This is a genomic window from Enterobacter sp. Crenshaw (assembly GCF_024734705.1).
Classification (GTDB): domain Bacteria; phylum Pseudomonadota; class Gammaproteobacteria; order Enterobacterales; family Enterobacteriaceae; genus Enterobacter; species Enterobacter asburiae_B.
This window is the reverse complement of sequence record NZ_CP102932.1, coordinates 4,067,829-4,084,513: the sequence shown is the minus strand read 5'-3', so window position 1 is coordinate 4,084,513 and position 16,685 is coordinate 4,067,829. Positions and strand designations below refer to the sequence as shown.

The following is a 16,685-nucleotide window of genomic DNA, read 5'->3' as shown; positions in this document are numbered from 1 at the left end:
TCTGTACCGAGGTGGTGGAATTGGTAGACACGCTACCTTGAGGTGGTAGTGCCCTAACGGGCTTGTGGGTTCGAGTCCCATCCTCGGTACCAATATTCCAGAAGAAAGACGTCGAAAGACGTCTTTTTTTTCGTCTGTAGACTGCGAGATCTCCGATCTTTTGTAGGGCGGGTAAGCGCATGCGTCAACCGCCATGTTGCCCGGTGGCGCTGCGCTTACCGGGCCTACGAAAATCAAAATAAAAAAGGCGCCCTGTGGGCGCCTTTTGCACGTTACGTCAGCGATTACTTCTTATCGCTGTGCTCCAGGTTTTCAACCTGCGGCAGACCGTTACCTGAACTGGCGGAGAGCAGGCCATTCTCAACATAGTTGAACAGCTTCTCGCGGGTATCGGTGATGTCCAGGTTACGCATGGTCAGCTGACCAATACGATCGTCCGGTGAGAACACGGATTCACCTTTCTCCATGGTCAGACGCTCTGCTTTATAGGTCAGGTTGTCAGACACGGTGTTCAGGATGGAGTAGTCGTTGCCGCGACGCAGCTCCAGCGTCACTTCACCGGTGATCGCGCTTGCCACCCAACGCTGCAGCGCATCACGCAGCATCAGCGCCTGTGGATCGAACCAGCGGCCCTGATACAGCAGTTTACCCAGCTGACGGCCATGAGAGTGATACTGCTCAATGGTGTCTTCGTTGTGAATGCCGGTCAGCAGACGCTCGTAAGCGATGTGCAGCAGTGCCATTCCCGGGGCTTCATAGATGCCACGGCTTTTCGCTTCGATGATACGGTTTTCAATCTGATCGCTCATGCCCAGACCGTGACGACCGCCAATACGGTTAGCTTCCAGCATCAGCTCAACATCATCAGAGAAGGTTTTACCGTTCAGCGCAACCGGATGGCCGCGTTCGAAACGCACGGTCACTTCTTCAGCCTGGATTTTTACGTTCTCGTCCCAGAACTTCACGCCCATGATCGGGTTAACGATCTTCACGCTGGAGTTCAGGAATTCCAGGTCTTTCGCTTCGTGCGTCGCACCCAGCATGTTGGAGTCGGTGGAGTAGGCCTTCTCGACTGACATCTTATAGTCGAAGCCGCAGGCGATCATAAACTCGGACATTTCATGACGGCCACCCAGCTCGTCGATGAAGTCGGTATCCAGCCACGGCTTGTAGATCTGCAGTTCGGCGTTGGTCAGCAGGCCATAACGATAGAAACGTTCAATATCGTTACCTTTATAGGTGCTACCGTCACCCCAGATGTTGACGCCGTCTTCTTTCATCGCCGCAACCAGCATAGTGCCGGTGACCGCACGGCCCAGAGGGGTGGTGTTGAAATAGGTCAGGCCGCCGGTGGTGTTATGGAACGCACCGCACTGAATAGCCGCGATACCTTCAGCGACCAGTTGCTTACGGCAGTCAATCAGGCGCGCGTTCTCTGCACCATACTCTTTAGCGCGACGAGGTATGGCATCGTAGTCGTCCTCATCCGGCTGACCCAGGTTCGCAGTATAGGCGTACGGAACCGCTCCCTTCTGGCGCATCCACAGCAGTGCAGCGCTGGTATCCAGGCCGCCTGAGAAAGCGATGCCAATACGTTGTCCTACCGGAAGATGCTTGAGAATCGTCGTCATAGAATAAAACCCTGCTTGATTGACTGATTAGAGACCGCTTTCGCTCTCTTGTGCATTTTTATGCAAAATAAGTGAGTATTCATTTAATCATCTTTTGGCGAAGACCGGAAGAGAGTCGTGCGTTTTTTGTAAAAATTTTGGTCTAATCGATCTGGCGGAAGTTGGGTTGACAGGTGGGGTCAACTATCAATATACTAAACGCCGATTTTACGTCCCGTCTTCGGTACCAAATCCCAGCATTATTTGCAAATTCTGTCCAAAACGCGTAGAATTTGCCACGTTTCAGGCGCGGGGTGGAGCAGCCTGGTAGCTCGTCGGGCTCATAACCCGAAGGTCGTCGGTTCAAATCCGGCCCCCGCAACCACTTTCCCATAAAGTTCTTTTTCAAATATACTGTGAAGACTTAGAGCCTTCGTAGCTGGATTTGAAAAAATTCTTTCGGAAAGTGCTCCAGGCCACAGTTGTGGCTATAGGGTTCAGTTATCTAAAGCCCCGATTTATCGGGGTTTTTTATTATCTGACTACAGAATAACTGGGCTTTACGCCCTTTTTTTATGTCTTGGGGGTGGGCTTGTCCACATTAGAGCAAAAATTAACAGAGATGATTACTGCACCGGTCGAAGCACTGGGCTACGAACTGGTCGGCATCGAATTCGTTCGCGGCCGTACATCGACGCTGCGCATCTATATTGATAGTGAAGATGGCATCAATGTTGATGATTGTGCTGATGTCAGCCACCAGGTGAGTGCGGTTCTTGATGTTGAAGACCCGATTACCGTTGCGTACAACCTGGAAGTTTCCTCACCTGGCCTCGATCGCCCGATGTTCACGGCCGAGCACTATGTGCGCTTTACCGGTGAAGAAGTGGCTCTCGTTCTGCGTATGGCCGTACAGAACCGCCGTAAATGGCAGGGAATTATCAAAGCCGTTGATGGTGAAATGATCACGGTGACAGTCGAAGGCAAAGATGAAGTGTTCGCGCTGAGTAATATCCAGAAGGCGAACCTGGTTCCCCACTTTTAACAGTCTGGATTGAGGTGAAAAGCCCGCGATGAACAAAGAAATTTTGGCTGTTGTTGAAGCCGTCTCCAACGAGAAATCACTGCCGCGTGAGAAGATTTTCGAAGCGCTGGAAAGTGCACTGGCTACAGCAACCAAGAAAAAATACGAACAAGAGATCGATGTTCGCGTAGAAATCGATCGTAAAAGCGGTGACTTCGATACATTCCGTCGTTGGGTAATCGTTGAAGAAGTGACCCAGCCGACCAAAGAGATCACGCTGGAAGCTGCCCGTTTTGAAGACGAAAGTCTGAACGTGGGCGAGTACGTAGAAGATCAGATTGAATCTGTGACCTTCGACCGTATCACGACTCAGACCGCTAAACAGGTTATCGTGCAGAAAGTGCGCGAAGCCGAGCGTGCGCTGGTTGTCGATCAGTTCCGCGATCAGGAAGGCGAGATCATCACCGGCGTGGTGAAAAAAGTGAACCGCGACAACATCTCCCTGGAGATCAAATCCGAAGGGTTGCCGGGTAACGCTGAAGCCGTGATCCTGCGTGAAGATATGCTGCCGCGTGAAAACTTCCGTCCAGGCGACCGTATTCGCGGTGTTCTGTACGCCGTTCGCCCTGAAGCGCGTGGTGCACAGCTGTTCGTGACCCGTTCTAAACCAGAAATGCTGGTAGAACTGTTCCGTATTGAAGTGCCGGAAATCGGTGAAGAAGTTATCGAGATTAAAGCGGCGGCTCGCGATCCGGGCTCCCGTGCGAAAATTGCGGTGAAAACCAATGACAAGCGTATCGACCCGGTCGGTGCTTGCGTCGGTATGCGCGGTGCGCGCGTTCAGGCAGTTTCGACTGAGCTGGGCGGCGAACGTATTGATATCGTTCTGTGGGATGACAACCCGGCGCAGTTCGTGATCAACGCAATGGCTCCAGCTGATGTGGCGTCTATCGTTGTTGACGAAGACAAACACACCATGGATATCGCTGTTGAAGCGGGCAACCTGGCGCAGGCAATCGGCCGTAACGGTCAGAACGTACGCCTGGCGTCACAGCTGAGCGGCTGGGAACTCAACGTAATGACCGTTGATGACCTGCAGGCTAAGCATCAGGCTGAAGCCCATGCGGCGATCGATACCTTCACTAAATACCTGGATATTGACGAAGACTTCGCCACTGTTCTGGTTGAAGAAGGTTTCTCTACGCTGGAAGAACTGGCCTATGTGCCAATGAAAGAGCTGCTGGAAATTGACGGTCTGGATGAACCAACCGTTGAAGCCCTGCGTGAACGCGCTAAAAACGCACTGACCACCCTGGCACTGGCTCAGGAAGAAAGCCTTGGCGATAAGAAGCCGGCTGATGACCTGCTGAATCTGGAAGGTCTTGATCGTGCGATTGCGTTCAAGCTGGCTGCCCGTGGTGTTTGTACGCTGGAAGATCTCGCTGAGCAAGGCGTTGATGACCTGGCTGATATCGAAGGTTTAACCGACGAGAAAGCCGGCGAGCTCATCATGGCCGCACGTAATATTTGCTGGTTCGGCGACGAAGCGTAATAAACTGTAGCAGGAAGGAACAGCATGACTGATGTAACTGTAAAATCGCTGGCTGCTGAGATTCAGACCTCCGTGGACCGCCTGGTACAGCAATTTGCTGATGCAGGGATCCCGAAGTCCGCTGATGACTCGGTGACCGCGCAAGAAAAACAAACCTTGTTAACGCACCTGAACCGTGAACATGGTTCGACGCCTGACAAGTTAACGCTGCAGCGCAAAACGCGTAGCACGTTAAACATCCCAGGTACCGGTGGCAAAAGCAAATCGGTCCAAATTGAAGTCCGCAAGACGCGCACCTTTGTAAAACGTGATCCGCAAGAGGCAGAACGCCTTGCCGCGGAAGAGCAGGCACAGCGTGAAGCGGAAGAACAAGCTCAGCGTGAGGCGGAAGCAACCGCCAAACGTGAAGCAGAATTAAAAGCTGAACGTGAGGCCGCAGAAAAAGCGAAACGCGACGCAAGTGATAAAGTGAAGCGTGACGCTGCGGAAAAAGACAAAGTGAGCAATCAACAGACAGACGAAATGACCAAAACCGCCCAGGCTGAAAAAGCCCGCCGTGAAAATGAAGCTGCCGAGCTGAAGCGTAAAGCGGAAGAAGAAGCCCGCCGTAAGCTGGAAGAAGAAGCTCGCCGCGTCGCCGAAGAAGCGCGCCGTATGGCAGAAGAAAACGAGAAGAATGGTGTGAATACCGTTGAGCCGACTGAAGACACCAGCGACTATCACGTGACCACTTCTCAGCATGCGCGTCAGGCTGAAGATGATAACGACCGTGAAGTTGAAGGCGGTCGTGGCCGTGGCCGTAATGCAAAAGCTGCGCGTCCGGCGAAAAAAGGCAACAAGCACGCTGAATCCAAAGCTGACCGTGAAGAAGCACGCGCTGCTGTTCGCGGCGGTAAAGGCGGTAAGCGTAAAGGTTCCGCCCTGCAGCAGAGCTTCCAGAAGCCTGCTCAGGCCGTTAACCGTGACGTCGTGATTGGCGAAACCATCACCGTTGGCGATCTGGCGAACAAGATGGCGGTTAAAGGCTCTCAGGTCATCAAAGCGATGATGAAACTGGGCGCCATGGCGACCATCAACCAGGTCATCGATCAGGAAACCGCACAGCTGGTTGCTGAAGAGATGGGCCACAAAGTTATCCTGCGTCGTGAAAACGAGCTGGAAGAAGCAGTAATGAGCGACCGTGATACTGGCGCTGCGGCTGAACCGCGTGCACCGGTTGTGACCATCATGGGTCACGTTGACCACGGTAAAACCTCTCTGCTTGACTACATTCGTTCTACTAAGGTTGCCTCTGGTGAAGCGGGTGGTATTACCCAGCACATCGGTGCTTACCACGTAGAAACCGAAAACGGCATGATCACCTTCCTGGATACCCCAGGCCACGCAGCGTTTACCTCAATGCGTGCTCGTGGTGCTCAGGCAACGGATATCGTTGTACTGGTTGTTGCCGCAGACGACGGCGTGATGCCACAGACCATCGAAGCTATCCAGCACGCGAAAGCGGCGCAGGTGCCTCTGGTTGTTGCAGTCAACAAAATCGATAAGCCAGAAGCCGATCTGGACCGCGTGAAGAACGAACTGTCTCAGTACGGCGTTATGCCGGAAGAGTGGGGCGGTGAAGCGCAGTTCATCCCAGTATCTGCGAAAGCGGGTACCGGTATCGACGACCTGCTGAACGCGATCCTGCTGCAGGCTGAAGTACTGGAGCTGAAAGCGATCCGTAATGGTATGGCGAGCGGCGCGGTAATCGAATCCTTCCTGGATAAAGGTCGTGGTCCGGTTGCAACCGTTCTGGTTCGTGAAGGTACCCTGAACAAGGGCGACATCGTTCTGTGTGGCTTCGAATACGGCCGCGTTCGTGCGATGCGTAACGAACTGGGTCAGGAAGTTCTGGAAGCGGGTCCGTCCATTCCAGTGGAAATCCTGGGTCTGTCCGGTGTTCCGGCTGCCGGTGACGAAGTGACGGTTGTGCGTGACGAGAAGAAAGCGCGTGAAGTTGCGCTGTATCGTCAGGGCAAATTCCGTGAAGTTAAACTGGCTCGTCAGCAGAAATCTAAACTCGAGAACATGTTTGCCAACATGACCGAGGGCGAAGTTCACGAAGTGAACATCGTTCTGAAAGCTGACGTTCAGGGCTCTGTGGAAGCGATCTCCGACTCCTTGCTGAAACTGTCTACCGACGAAGTGAAAGTGAAGATCATCGGTTCTGGCGTAGGTGGTATCACCGAAACCGACGCAACCCTGGCTGCGGCCTCCAACGCTATCCTGGTTGGCTTCAACGTTCGTGCGGATGCATCTGCGCGTAAAGTAATTGAAGCCGAAAGCCTGGATCTGCGTTACTACTCCGTCATCTATAACCTGATCGACGAAGTGAAAGCAGCGATGAGCGGCATGCTGTCTCCTGAGCTGAAACAGCAGATCATCGGTCTGGCTGAAGTACGTGACGTGTTCAAATCACCGAAATTCGGTGCGATCGCGGGCTGTATGGTTACCGAAGGTAACATCAAGCGTCACAACCCAATCCGCGTACTGCGTGACAACGTGGTTATCTACGAAGGCGAGCTGGAATCCCTGCGCCGCTTCAAAGATGACGTTAACGAAGTCCGTAACGGCATGGAATGTGGTATCGGCGTGAAGAACTACAACGACGTTCGCGTTGGCGATATGATCGAAGTGTTCGAGATCATCGAAATTCAGCGTACCATCGCTTAATTACCGATTGTAAGCCGGGATCGCCTCGCGCCACCCGGCAATAATTTTAAAAGGGGCTTTTAGCCCCTTTTTTGTCTGGAGAATTTATTATGGCGAAAGAATTTGGTCGCCCTCAGCGCGTAGCGCAGGAAATGCAGAAAGAGATCGCACTCATTCTGCAACGTGAAATTAAAGACCCGCGCGTCGGCATGATGACCACCGTTTCCGGTGTCGAAATGTCCCGCGATCTGGCGTATGCAAAAGTGTTCGTCACCTTCCTGAACGATCAGGACGAAGCGGCAGTGAAAAACGGCATTAAAGCGCTGCAGGAAGCCTCTGGTTTCATCCGCTCCCTGCTCGGCAAAGCGATGCGCCTGCGCATCGTGCCTGAGCTGACCTTCTTCTACGACAACTCGCTGGTTGAAGGTATGCGTATGTCCAACCTGGTGACCAGCGTGGTTAAACATGACGACGAGCGTCGTGTTAACCCGGCGGACGACAGCAAGGAGGACTAATGAGTCGTCCTCGTCGTCGTGGTCGCGACGTGCATGGTGTGCTGCTGCTGGATAAACCCCAGGGCGCTTCCAGCAACGACGTGCTGCAGAAAGTTAAGCGTATTTATAACGCCAACCGTGCGGGCCACACCGGCGCGCTCGATCCGCTGGCAACAGGCATGCTGCCGGTCTGCCTGGGAGAGGCGACAAAGTTTTCCCAGTACCTGCTCGACTCCGATAAGCGCTACCGCGTTATCGCTAAACTGGGCCAGCGCACGGATACCTCCGACGCGGATGGCCAGGTGGTGGAAGAGCGTCCGGTGACGTTCAGCGCGGAACAGCTTGATGCTGCGCTGGAGAGCTTCCGTGGAGACACGATGCAGGTGCCGTCGATGTATTCGGCGCTGAAATATCAGGGCAAGAAGCTCTACGAATATGCGCGCCAGGGCATTGACGTTCCGCGTGAAGCCCGTCCGATAACCGTGTATGAGCTGCTGTTTATTCGCCACGAAGGTGATGAGCTGGAGCTGGAAGTACACTGTTCGAAAGGGACCTATATTCGCACTATCATCGACGACCTCGGTGAAAAGCTGGGCTGCGGCGCGCATGTGATTTACCTGCGCCGCCTGGCGGTGAGCAAGTACCCGGTGGAGCGGATGGTGACCCTGGAATATCTGCGCGACCTGGTAGAACAGGCGGAAGCGCAGGGGATTGCGCCGGCAGATTTGCTGGATCCTTTGCTGATGCCGATGGACAGTCCGGCAGCGGACTTCCCGGTTGTTAATCTTCCTTTAACATCGTCCGTTTACTTTAAGAACGGCAACCCGGTTCGTACGGCACAAGCGCCACTGGAAGGACTGGTACGCGTGACCGAAGGTGACGAAGGGAAATTCATCGGTATGGGCGAAATGGATGGCGAAGGGCGCGTTGCGCCGCGTCGTCTGGTCGTCGAATATCCGGTCGACGCGTGACGGTGATAACGGCTCACCTTGCGATAAGCAGGGGAGACGAGTAGAATATCGCCGCTTAACGCCTGGTAAATTGTTTAACAATCTGCGGGGCGTACATGGGATTGCTGAATTAGAGATCGGCATCCTTACATTCTTTATACTTTGGAGTTTGAAAATGTCTCTAAGCGTTGAAGCTAAAGCTAAAATCGTTTCTGAGTTTGGTCGTGGTACTAACGACAGCGGTTCTACCGAAGTTCAGGTTGCACTGCTGACTGCACAGATTAACCACCTGCAGGGTCACTTTGCAGAGCACAAAAAAGATCACCACAGCCGTCGTGGTCTGCTGCGTATGGTTTCTCAGCGTCGTAAACTGCTCGACTACCTGAAACGTAAAGATGTTGCACGCTACACCGCGCTGATCGAGCGTCTGGGTCTGCGTCGCTAATTCTTGCGAGTTTCAGAAAAGGGGGCCTGATGGCCCCTTTTTTCAACCAGACGGCAGCAATTCACTGGAAACTATTGTATTGTTGCTATAAATGATCTTCATTGCAGAGGTTCGCGCGGCTAATGAGAGGCTTCACCCATGGGGGTGTTGGTTGTCATTAGTCGCGAGGATGCGAAGAAGGTCGGGTTAAATCGACAGCACACCGGTGGTGTGCTGTCAAACATTTAAGAAAGGACAGAACTTTGCTGAATCCGATCGTTCGTAAATTCCAGTATGGTCAACATACCGTCACGCTGGAAACCGGCATGATGGCACGTCAGGCTACTGCTGCCGTTATGGTAAGCATGGATGACACTGCGGTATTCGTTACCGTTGTTGGCCAGAAAAAAGCTAAACCAGGTCAGGACTTCTTCCCGCTGACCGTTAACTACCAGGAGCGTACCTACGCTGCCGGTAAAATCCCGGGTGGTTTCTTCCGTCGTGAAGGCCGTCCAAGCGAAGGCGAAACCCTGATTGCGCGTCTGATTGACCGCCCGGTTCGTCCGCTGTTCCCGGAAGGCTTCGTTAACGAAGTACAGGTTATCGCGACCGTTGTTTCCGTTAACCCACAGGTTAACCCGGACATCGTTGCCATGATCGGCGCATCCGCTGCCCTGTCACTGTCTGGTATTCCATTTAATGGCCCAATCGGTGCCGCGCGCGTTGGCTACATCAACGACCAGTACGTACTGAACCCAACCCAGGAAGAGCTGAAAGAAAGTAAGCTGGACCTGGTTGTTGCGGGTACTGAAGCGGCTGTGCTGATGGTTGAATCCGAAGCTGAACTGCTGAGCGAAGACCAGATGCTGGGCGCTGTGGTATTTGGCCACGACCAGCAGCAGATCGTTATCCAGAACATCAACGACCTGGTGAAAGAAGCCGGTAAACCACGTTGGGACTGGCAGCCAGAAGCAGCAAACGATGCGCTGAACGCACGCGTTGCAGCTCTGGCAGAATCTCGTTTGAGCGATGCATACCGCATCACTGACAAACAGGAGCGTTACGCTCAGGTTGACGTGATCAAGTCTGAAACTATCGCGACGCTGGTTGCTGAAGACGAAACGCTGGACGCTAACGAACTGAGCGACATCCTGCACGCAATCGAGAAAAACGTTGTTCGTAGCCGTGTGCTGGCAGGCGAGCCGCGTATCGATGGCCGCGAAAAAGACATGATCCGTGGTCTGGATGTGCGTACTGGCGTTCTGCCACGTACTCACGGTTCCGCGCTGTTCACCCGTGGCGAAACGCAGGCGCTGGTTACCGCGACCCTGGGTACTGCACGTGACGCACAGATCATCGACGAACTGATGGGCGAGCGCACTGACAGCTTCCTGTTCCACTACAACTTCCCTCCGTACTCCGTAGGCGAAACCGGTATGGTTGGCTCGCCGAAGCGTCGTGAAATTGGTCACGGTCGTCTGGCGAAGCGCGGCGTGCTGGCAGTGATGCCAGAAGCTGACAAGTTCCCGTACACCGTTCGTGTGGTTTCTGAAATCACCGAATCCAACGGTTCTTCTTCCATGGCTTCCGTGTGTGGTGCTTCTCTGGCGCTGATGGATGCAGGCGTGCCGATCAAAGCCGCCGTTGCGGGTATCGCAATGGGCCTGGTGAAAGAAGGCGACAACTTCGTTGTTCTGTCTGACATTCTGGGTGACGAAGACCACCTGGGCGATATGGACTTCAAAGTAGCGGGTTCCCGCGAAGGTATCTCTGCGCTGCAGATGGATATCAAAATTGAAGGTATCACCAAAGAGATCATGCAGGTTGCTCTGAACCAGGCTAAAGGTGCGCGTCTGCACATCCTGGGCGTGATGGAACAGGCGATTAACGCGCCGCGTGGCGACATTTCTCAATTCGCTCCACGTATCCACACCATCAAGATCAACCCAGACAAGATCAAAGATGTTATCGGTAAGGGCGGTTCCGTAATCCGTGCGCTGACCGAAGAGACTGGCACCACGATCGAAATCGAAGATGACGGTACTGTGAAGATCGCAGCAACCGACGGCGAGAAAGCGAAATTCGCGATCCGTCGCATCGAAGAAATCACGGCAGAGATCGAAGTGGGCCGCGTCTACGCAGGTAAAGTGACCCGTATCGTTGACTTTGGCGCGTTCGTTGCCATCGGTGGCGGTAAAGAAGGTCTGGTTCACATCTCTCAGATCGCTGACAAGCGCGTTGAGAAAGTGACCGATTACCTGCAGATGGGTCAGGAAGTACCGGTGAAAGTTCTGGAAGTTGATCGCCAGGGCCGTATCCGTCTGAGCATTAAAGAAGCAACCGAGCAGTCTCAGCCAGCTGCTGCGCCAGAAGCACAGGCAGCAGAACAGCAAGGCGAGTAAGTTGCCATTTGCCCTCCGCTTTGCGGAGGGCCTATTATCAGGCAGGACGCCTTGTTAAGCCGCCGGGGGACAGGACGTTCATCCAATAGTTGTCTTCGGGAGTGGGAAATGAAGCCTTTTTTGCGCTGGTGTTTCGTTGCGACAGCTTTAACGCTGGCAGGATGCAGCAACTCTGCCTGGCGTAAGAGCGAAGTCCTCGCAGTGCCATTGCAACCGACTTTGCAGCAGGAAGTGATTCTGGCACGCATGGAACAAATACTTGCCAGTCGGGCTTTAACCGACGAAGAACGCGCACAGCTTTTATATGAGCGCGGAGTGTTGTATGATAGTCTCGGTCTGAGGGCATTGGCGCGAAATGATTTTTCACAAGCGCTGGCTATCCGACCTGATATGCCTGAAGTATTCAATTACTTAGGCATTTATTTAACGCAGGCAGGCAATTTTGATGCTGCCTATGAAGCGTTTGATTCTGTACTTGAGCTTGATCCAACTTACAACTACGCGCACTTGAATCGCGGTATCGCATTGTATTACGGCGGTCGTGATAAGTTAGCGCAAGATGATCTGCTGGCGTTTTATCAAGACGATCCTAATGATCCTTTCCGTAGCCTGTGGCTTTACATCGTTGAGCGGAAGCTCGATGAGAAGCAGGCAAAAGAGGCACTAAAACAGCGCTTCGATAAATCGGACAAGGAACAGTGGGGATGGAACATTGTCGAGTTCTACCTGGGCAACATTAGCGAAGCAACGCTGATGGAACGCCTCAAGGCGGACGCAACGGATAACACCTCGCTCGCTGAGCATCTCAGTGAAACCAACTTCTATTTAGGTAAGTACTACCTAAGTCTGGGGGATATGGACAGCGCTACGGCACTGTTCAAATTAGCGGTTGCTAACAACGTACACAACTTCGTTGAGCACCGTTATGCATTGTTGGAATTATCGCTCTTGGGCCAGGAGCATGACGACCTGGCAGAATCGGACCAGCAATAGCTGACGACATAAACATCAGCCCGTAATCTTTTGATTGCCATCACCTTAACTGGTGAGGGCGTTGTTGTTCGTCAATACACCTACTTTGAGCCGGTTCACACTTTTCAATGAAAATTGCTAATCATTTTCACGATGAGCTAAGTAGACTGGCCGCCATTAATATCGAGGCACTTGTACTACATGGCTGAATTCGAAACCACTTTTGCAGATCTGGGCCTGAAGGCTCCTATCCTTGAAGCCCTTAACGATCTGGGTTACGAAAAACCATCTCCGATCCAGGCTGAGTGTATCCCACACCTGCTTTCTGGTCGTGACGTGCTGGGCATGGCCCAGACTGGTAGCGGTAAAACTGCAGCATTCTCGCTGCCGCTGCTGAACAACATTGATCCGGACCTGCGTGCACCGCAGATCCTCGTCCTGGCTCCAACCCGTGAACTGGCTGTTCAGGTTGCAGAAGCCATGACGGAATTCTCTAAACATATGCGCGGCGTAAACGTGGTAGCCCTGTACGGCGGCCAGCGTTATGACGTGCAGTTACGCGCCCTGCGCCAGGGCCCACAGATTGTTGTCGGTACGCCGGGCCGTCTGCTGGATCACCTGAAGCGCGGTACTCTGGACCTCTCTAAACTGAGCGGCCTGGTACTGGATGAAGCAGATGAAATGCTGCGTATGGGCTTCATCGAAGACGTCGAAACCATCATGGCGCAGATCCCGGACGGTCATCAGACCGCGCTGTTCTCTGCCACCATGCCAGAAGCGATTCGTCGTATCACCAAGCGCTTCATGAAAGATCCTCAGGAAGTGCGTATTCAGTCCAGCGTTACCACTCGCCCGGACATCAGCCAGAGCTACTGGTCTGTGTACGGCATGCGCAAAAACGAAGCGCTGGTACGTTTCCTGGAAGCGGAAGATTTTGATGCGGCGATTATCTTCGTGCGTACCAAAAACGCGACCCTGGAAGTGGCTGAAGCCCTGGAGCGTAGCGGCTACAACAGCGCAGCGCTGAACGGCGACATGAACCAGGCCCTGCGTGAGCAGACTCTGGAGCGTCTGAAAGACGGTCGTCTGGATATCCTGATTGCAACCGACGTGGCAGCACGTGGTCTGGACGTTGAGCGTATCAGCCTGGTTGTTAACTACGACATCCCGATGGATTCCGAGTCTTACGTTCACCGTATCGGCCGTACCGGTCGTGCGGGTCGTGCGGGTCGTGCGCTGCTGTTCGTTGAGAACCGCGAGCGTCGTCTGCTGCGTAACATTGAACGCACCATGAAGCTGACCATTCCAGAAGCTGACCTGCCAAATGCAGATCTGCTGGGCAAACGCCGCCTGGAAAAATTCGCCGCGAAAGTACAGCAGCAGCTGGAAAGCAGCGATCTGGACCAGTACCGTGCGCTGCTGTCGCAGATTCAGCCTGTTGCTGAAGGCGAAGAGCTGGACATGGAAACCCTGGCTGCAGCACTGCTGAAAATGGCTCAGGGCGAACGTAGCCTGATCGTGCCACCAGATGCGCCGATGCGTCCTAAGCGTGAATTCCGTGACCGTGACGATCGCTTCGAACGTCGTGGCGACCGCAATGACCGCAATGACCGTGGCCCACGTGGTGACCGTCCAGAGCGTGGTGGTGAAGATCGTCCACGTCGTGAACGTCGCGACGCGGGTGATATGGAACTGTACCGCATTGAAGTGGGCCGTGATGATGGCGTTGAAGTTCGTCACATCGTTGGCGCGATCGCTAACGAAGGCGACATCAGCAGCCGTTACATTGGTAACATCAAGCTGTTCGCATCCCACTCTACCATCGAGCTGCCAAAAGGCATGCCGGGCGAAGTGCTGCAGCACTTTACGCGTACCCGCATCCTGAACAAGCCGATGAACATGCAGCTGATGGGCGATGCACAGCCACGTCCTGACCGCGGTGGCGAACGTCGTGGCGGTGGTCGCAGCTTCGGTGGCGAGCGTCGTGAAGGCGGCCGCAGCGAAGGTCGCGGTGGTGAAGGTCGTCGTTTCTCCGGCGAGCGTCGCGAAAACCGCGGCCCACGTCGTGATGAAGGCACCAGCCGTCGCCGTGACGCGTAAGCCTTACGCAACTGACGTAAAGTAAAATATACAGCCCCGATACACGCTATCGGGGCTTTTTTTATTCCTTTTGTACTCTTGTACTGGTACAGTGCGTCACATTAAAATGCAGAACCGCATGATTGACTGGAGAAAAGGCTGTATGGCGACACTAACCACCACCCAAACGTCACCTTCGCTGCTTGGCGGCGTGGTGATCATCGGCGGAACCATCATTGGTGCCGGGATGTTTTCCCTGCCAGTGGTCATGTCCGGTGCGTGGTTCTTCTGGTCGCTGGCGGCGCTGGTCTTTACCTGGTTCTGCATGCTCCATTCCGGGCTGATGATCCTTGAAGCAAACCTGAACTACCGCATTGGCTCCAGCTTCGACACCATCACCAAAGATCTGCTGGGCAAAGGCTGGAACCTGGTGAACGGCCTGTCCATCGCGTTTGTGCTCTATATCCTGACCTACGCGTACATTTCAGCGAGCGGCTCGATTCTGCACCATACCTTCTCGGAGATGTCGATGAACGTTCCGGCGCGTCTGGCAGGGCTGTGTTTTGCGCTGGCTGTGGCGTTTATCGTCTGGATGAGTACCAAAGCGGTGAGCCGCATGACGGCGATCGTATTAGGCGCGAAGGTCATCACTTTCTTCCTGACCTTCGGCAGCCTGCTGGGGCACGTGACGCCCGCCACGCTGTTTAACGTCGACGAAGTGAACACCTCCTACACGCCGTACCTGCTGATGACGCTGCCGTTCTGTCTGGCGTCGTTCGGTTACCACGGTAACGTGCCGAGCCTGATGAAGTACTACGGCAAAGATCCCCGCACCATTGTGAAGTGTCTGGTCTACGGCACGCTGCTGGCGCTGGGTCTGTATGTGATTTGGCTGCTGGGGACGATGGGCAACATCCCGCGTCCGGAATTTATCGGCATTGCCCAGAAGGGCGGTAACATCGACGTGCTGGTGCAGGCGCTGAGCGGCGTGCTGAACAGCCGCAGCCTGGATCTACTGCTGGTTATCTTCTCTAACTTTGCGGTGGCGAGCTCTTTCCTGGGCGTGACGCTGGGCTTGTTTGACTATCTGGCGGATCTGTTCGGCTTTGATGATTCTGCGATGGGGCGTTTAAAAACCGCGCTGCTGACCTTCCTGCCGCCGATTGTGGGCGGTCTGTTGTGGCCGAACGGCTTCCTGTACGCCATCGGCTATGCAGGGCTGGCGGCAACTATCTGGGCGGCGATTGTGCCGGCGCTGCTGGCGCGCAAATCACGTAAACGCTTCGGTAGCCCGAAATTCCGCGTCTGGGGTGGCAAGCCGATGATTGTGCTGATTCTGGTATTCGGCGTTGGTAACGCACTGGTACACGTGCTGTCGAGTTTTAATCTGTTGCCTGTGTATCAGTAAAACGAGGGGTTGAACCCCTCACGCCGGCCCTCTCCCATAGGGAGAGGGAGAAAAGCAAAAAACTACCCCACCAGTTCCTCTTTCACCTGCATCGCCAGTTCAAACGAATGCAAACGCGCCTGGTGATCGAAAATCTGGCCGTTAACCATAATCTCATCCGCCTGCGTTTCGCGCAGCACCGCGTCCAGCCCGTGGCGCACTTTCGATTTATCGCCTACCAGCGACATGCTCAGCGCCTGCTGCACGCCATACTGCTCGGAGGCGGACCACAGCTGATGCATATTCTCCACCGGCGGCGGAAGCTGGCCCGTCTCACCGCGGCGCAGCTTCACAAACGCCTGCTGCATTGAGGTGAACAGGAATTCCGCGTCGCGATTGCTGTCGGCGGCAATGATGTTGATACACACCATCGCGTACGGCTTCTCCAGACGCTCGGACGGTTTAAAGTTCGTGCGGTAAAGATGCAGCGCCTGATGCAGCATATCCGGCGCGAAGTGCGAGGCGAAGGCAAACGGCAGCCCCAGCTGTGCGGCGAGCTGTGCGCTGTAGAGGCTTGAGCCTAACAGCCACACCGGGATCTTCTCACCGTAGCCCGGTACCGGGCGTACGTGCGGGTTCGGATCGCGCGCGTCGAACCAGTCCACCAGCTCGGCCACGTCGCGCGGGAAGTTGTCGATATCGCCGCTCATATGGCGGCGCAGGGCGCGCATGGTCGGCTGGTCGCTGCCGGGCGCACGACCAAGACCCAAATCAATACGCCCAGGATAGAGGGTATTCAGGGTGCCAAACTGCTCGGCAATCACCAGCGGGGCGTGGTTCGGCAGCATTACGCCACCGGAGCCCAGGTGCAGGGTGGTGGTATTTGCTGCCAGATAGCCAATCAGTACCGAGGTCGCGGCGCTGGCGATGCCCACCATGTTGTGGTGTTCGGCCAGCCAGTAGCGGTGATAGCCACGCTTCTCGGCCAGCTGAGCCAGATCCAGAGAGTGCGAAAAGGCTTCTCTTGCCGAGGAGCCTTGTGGGATCGGCGCCAGATCCAGCACCGAAAACGGAATGGTTTTGTCAGTCATAACAGCTCA

13 protein-coding genes and 2 tRNA genes are annotated in these 16,685 nt (G+C 54.5%); 13 read left to right on the top strand and 2 right to left on the bottom strand.

The window, feature by feature from the left end; translation table 11 throughout:
• Positions 1-5: 5 nt before the first annotated feature.
• A tRNA-Leu gene (locus NWV12_RS19425) sits at positions 6-92 on the top strand.
• A 192-nt stretch (positions 93-284) separates the two neighbouring features.
• Here NWV12_RS19425 and argG read toward each other — a convergent pair.
• Positions 285-1,631: an argininosuccinate synthase gene (argG, locus tag NWV12_RS19420; protein ID WP_024906366.1), complete on the bottom strand. Its 1,347-nt coding sequence runs from the start codon at positions 1,629-1,631 to the stop codon at positions 285-287.
• Between the two features lie 287 nt (positions 1,632-1,918).
• Between argG and NWV12_RS19415 the strand changes: the two genes are divergently transcribed.
• The 12 genes from NWV12_RS19415 (at position 1,919) to mtr (ending at position 15,606) form a co-directional block, all read left to right on the top strand.
• Positions 1,919-1,995, top strand: a tRNA-Met gene (locus tag NWV12_RS19415).
• Between the two features lie 207 nt (positions 1,996-2,202).
• A complete protein-coding gene (gene rimP / locus NWV12_RS19410) occupies positions 2,203-2,655 on the top strand; it encodes a ribosome maturation factor RimP (RefSeq protein ID WP_014833432.1) in 453 nt (150 codons plus the stop codon).
• Between the two features lie 28 nt (positions 2,656-2,683).
• Positions 2,684-4,186, top strand: coding sequence for a transcription termination factor NusA (nusA, locus tag NWV12_RS19405; protein WP_029739628.1), 1,503 nt, complete (start codon positions 2,684-2,686; stop codon positions 4,184-4,186).
• 24 nt (positions 4,187-4,210) lie between these two features.
• Positions 4,211-6,898, top strand: a complete 2,688-nt coding sequence (gene infB, locus NWV12_RS19400) for a translation initiation factor IF-2 (protein WP_029739629.1) — start codon at positions 4,211-4,213, stop codon at positions 6,896-6,898.
• A gap of 89 nt (positions 6,899-6,987) precedes the next feature.
• On the top strand, positions 6,988-7,392 hold the full coding sequence (gene rbfA / locus NWV12_RS19395; protein ID WP_003024988.1) for a 30S ribosome-binding factor RbfA: 405 nt from the start codon (positions 6,988-6,990) through the stop codon (positions 7,390-7,392).
• On the top strand, positions 7,392-8,342 hold the full coding sequence (truB, locus tag NWV12_RS19390; RefSeq protein WP_048981195.1) for a tRNA pseudouridine(55) synthase TruB: 951 nt from the start codon (positions 7,392-7,394) through the stop codon (positions 8,340-8,342). Before rbfA ends, truB begins: the two co-directional genes overlap by 1 nt.
• 154 nt (positions 8,343-8,496) lie before the next feature.
• Positions 8,497-8,766 (top strand): 30S ribosomal protein S15, encoded by a 270-nt coding sequence (gene rpsO, locus NWV12_RS19385; protein ID WP_003861789.1) that lies wholly within the window; start codon positions 8,497-8,499, stop codon positions 8,764-8,766.
• 242 nt (positions 8,767-9,008) lie between these two features.
• Positions 9,009-11,147, top strand: coding sequence for a polyribonucleotide nucleotidyltransferase (gene pnp, locus NWV12_RS19380; protein ID WP_024906369.1), 2,139 nt, complete (start codon positions 9,009-9,011; stop codon positions 11,145-11,147).
• A 108-nt stretch (positions 11,148-11,255) separates the two neighbouring features.
• The gene (nlpI, locus tag NWV12_RS19375; protein ID WP_023309331.1) at positions 11,256-12,140 is read left to right on the top strand and encodes a lipoprotein NlpI; all 885 of its coding nucleotides are present in this window, start codon (positions 11,256-11,258) and stop codon (positions 12,138-12,140) included.
• Positions 12,141-12,247: 107 nt separating this feature from the next.
• Entirely contained in the window at positions 12,248-12,328 is an 81-nt protein-coding gene (gene yrbN, locus NWV12_RS19370) for a protein YrbN (protein ID WP_097397692.1), read from the top strand.
• Positions 12,321-14,219: a DEAD/DEAH family ATP-dependent RNA helicase gene (locus tag NWV12_RS19365; RefSeq protein ID WP_039260432.1), complete on the top strand. Its 1,899-nt coding sequence runs from the start codon at positions 12,321-12,323 to the stop codon at positions 14,217-14,219. Before yrbN ends, NWV12_RS19365 begins: the two co-directional genes overlap by 8 nt.
• Positions 14,220-14,361: 142 nt before the next feature.
• On the top strand, positions 14,362-15,606 hold the full coding sequence (mtr, locus tag NWV12_RS19360; protein WP_048981248.1) for a tryptophan permease: 1,245 nt from the start codon (positions 14,362-14,364) through the stop codon (positions 15,604-15,606).
• Positions 15,607-15,668: 62 nt separating this feature from the next.
• On the opposite strand, the gene NWV12_RS19355 is transcribed toward mtr, so the two are convergent.
• Complete coding sequence (locus NWV12_RS19355; protein WP_047060267.1) at positions 15,669-16,676, bottom strand: LLM class flavin-dependent oxidoreductase; 1,008 nt, start codon at positions 16,674-16,676, stop codon at positions 15,669-15,671.
• Positions 16,677-16,685: the final 9 nt, after the last annotated feature.

Excerpts from the sequence above, each read along its gene's own strand:
- argG (WP_024906366.1), bottom strand. The coding sequence starts at position 1,631 with ATGACGACGATTCTCAAGCATCTTCCGGTAGGACAACGTATTGGCATC.
- nusA (WP_029739628.1), top strand. The coding sequence starts at position 2,684 with ATGAACAAAGAAATTTTGGCTGTTGTTGAAGCCGTCTCCAACGAGAAA.
- infB (WP_029739629.1), top strand. The coding sequence starts at position 4,211 with ATGACTGATGTAACTGTAAAATCGCTGGCTGCTGAGATTCAGACCTCC.
- rbfA (WP_003024988.1), top strand. The coding sequence starts at position 6,988 with ATGGCGAAAGAATTTGGTCGCCCTCAGCGCGTAGCGCAGGAAATGCAG.
- truB (WP_048981195.1), top strand. The coding sequence starts at position 7,392 with ATGAGTCGTCCTCGTCGTCGTGGTCGCGACGTGCATGGTGTGCTGCTG.
- rpsO (WP_003861789.1), top strand. The coding sequence starts at position 8,497 with ATGTCTCTAAGCGTTGAAGCTAAAGCTAAAATCGTTTCTGAGTTTGGT.
- nlpI (WP_023309331.1), top strand. The coding sequence starts at position 11,256 with ATGAAGCCTTTTTTGCGCTGGTGTTTCGTTGCGACAGCTTTAACGCTG.
- yrbN (WP_097397692.1), top strand. The coding sequence starts at position 12,248 with ATGAAAATTGCTAATCATTTTCACGATGAGCTAAGTAGACTGGCCGCC.
- NWV12_RS19365 (WP_039260432.1), top strand. The coding sequence starts at position 12,321 with ATGGCTGAATTCGAAACCACTTTTGCAGATCTGGGCCTGAAGGCTCCT.
- mtr (WP_048981248.1), top strand. The coding sequence starts at position 14,362 with ATGGCGACACTAACCACCACCCAAACGTCACCTTCGCTGCTTGGCGGC.
- NWV12_RS19355 (WP_047060267.1), bottom strand. The coding sequence starts at position 16,676 with ATGACTGACAAAACCATTCCGTTTTCGGTGCTGGATCTGGCGCCGATC.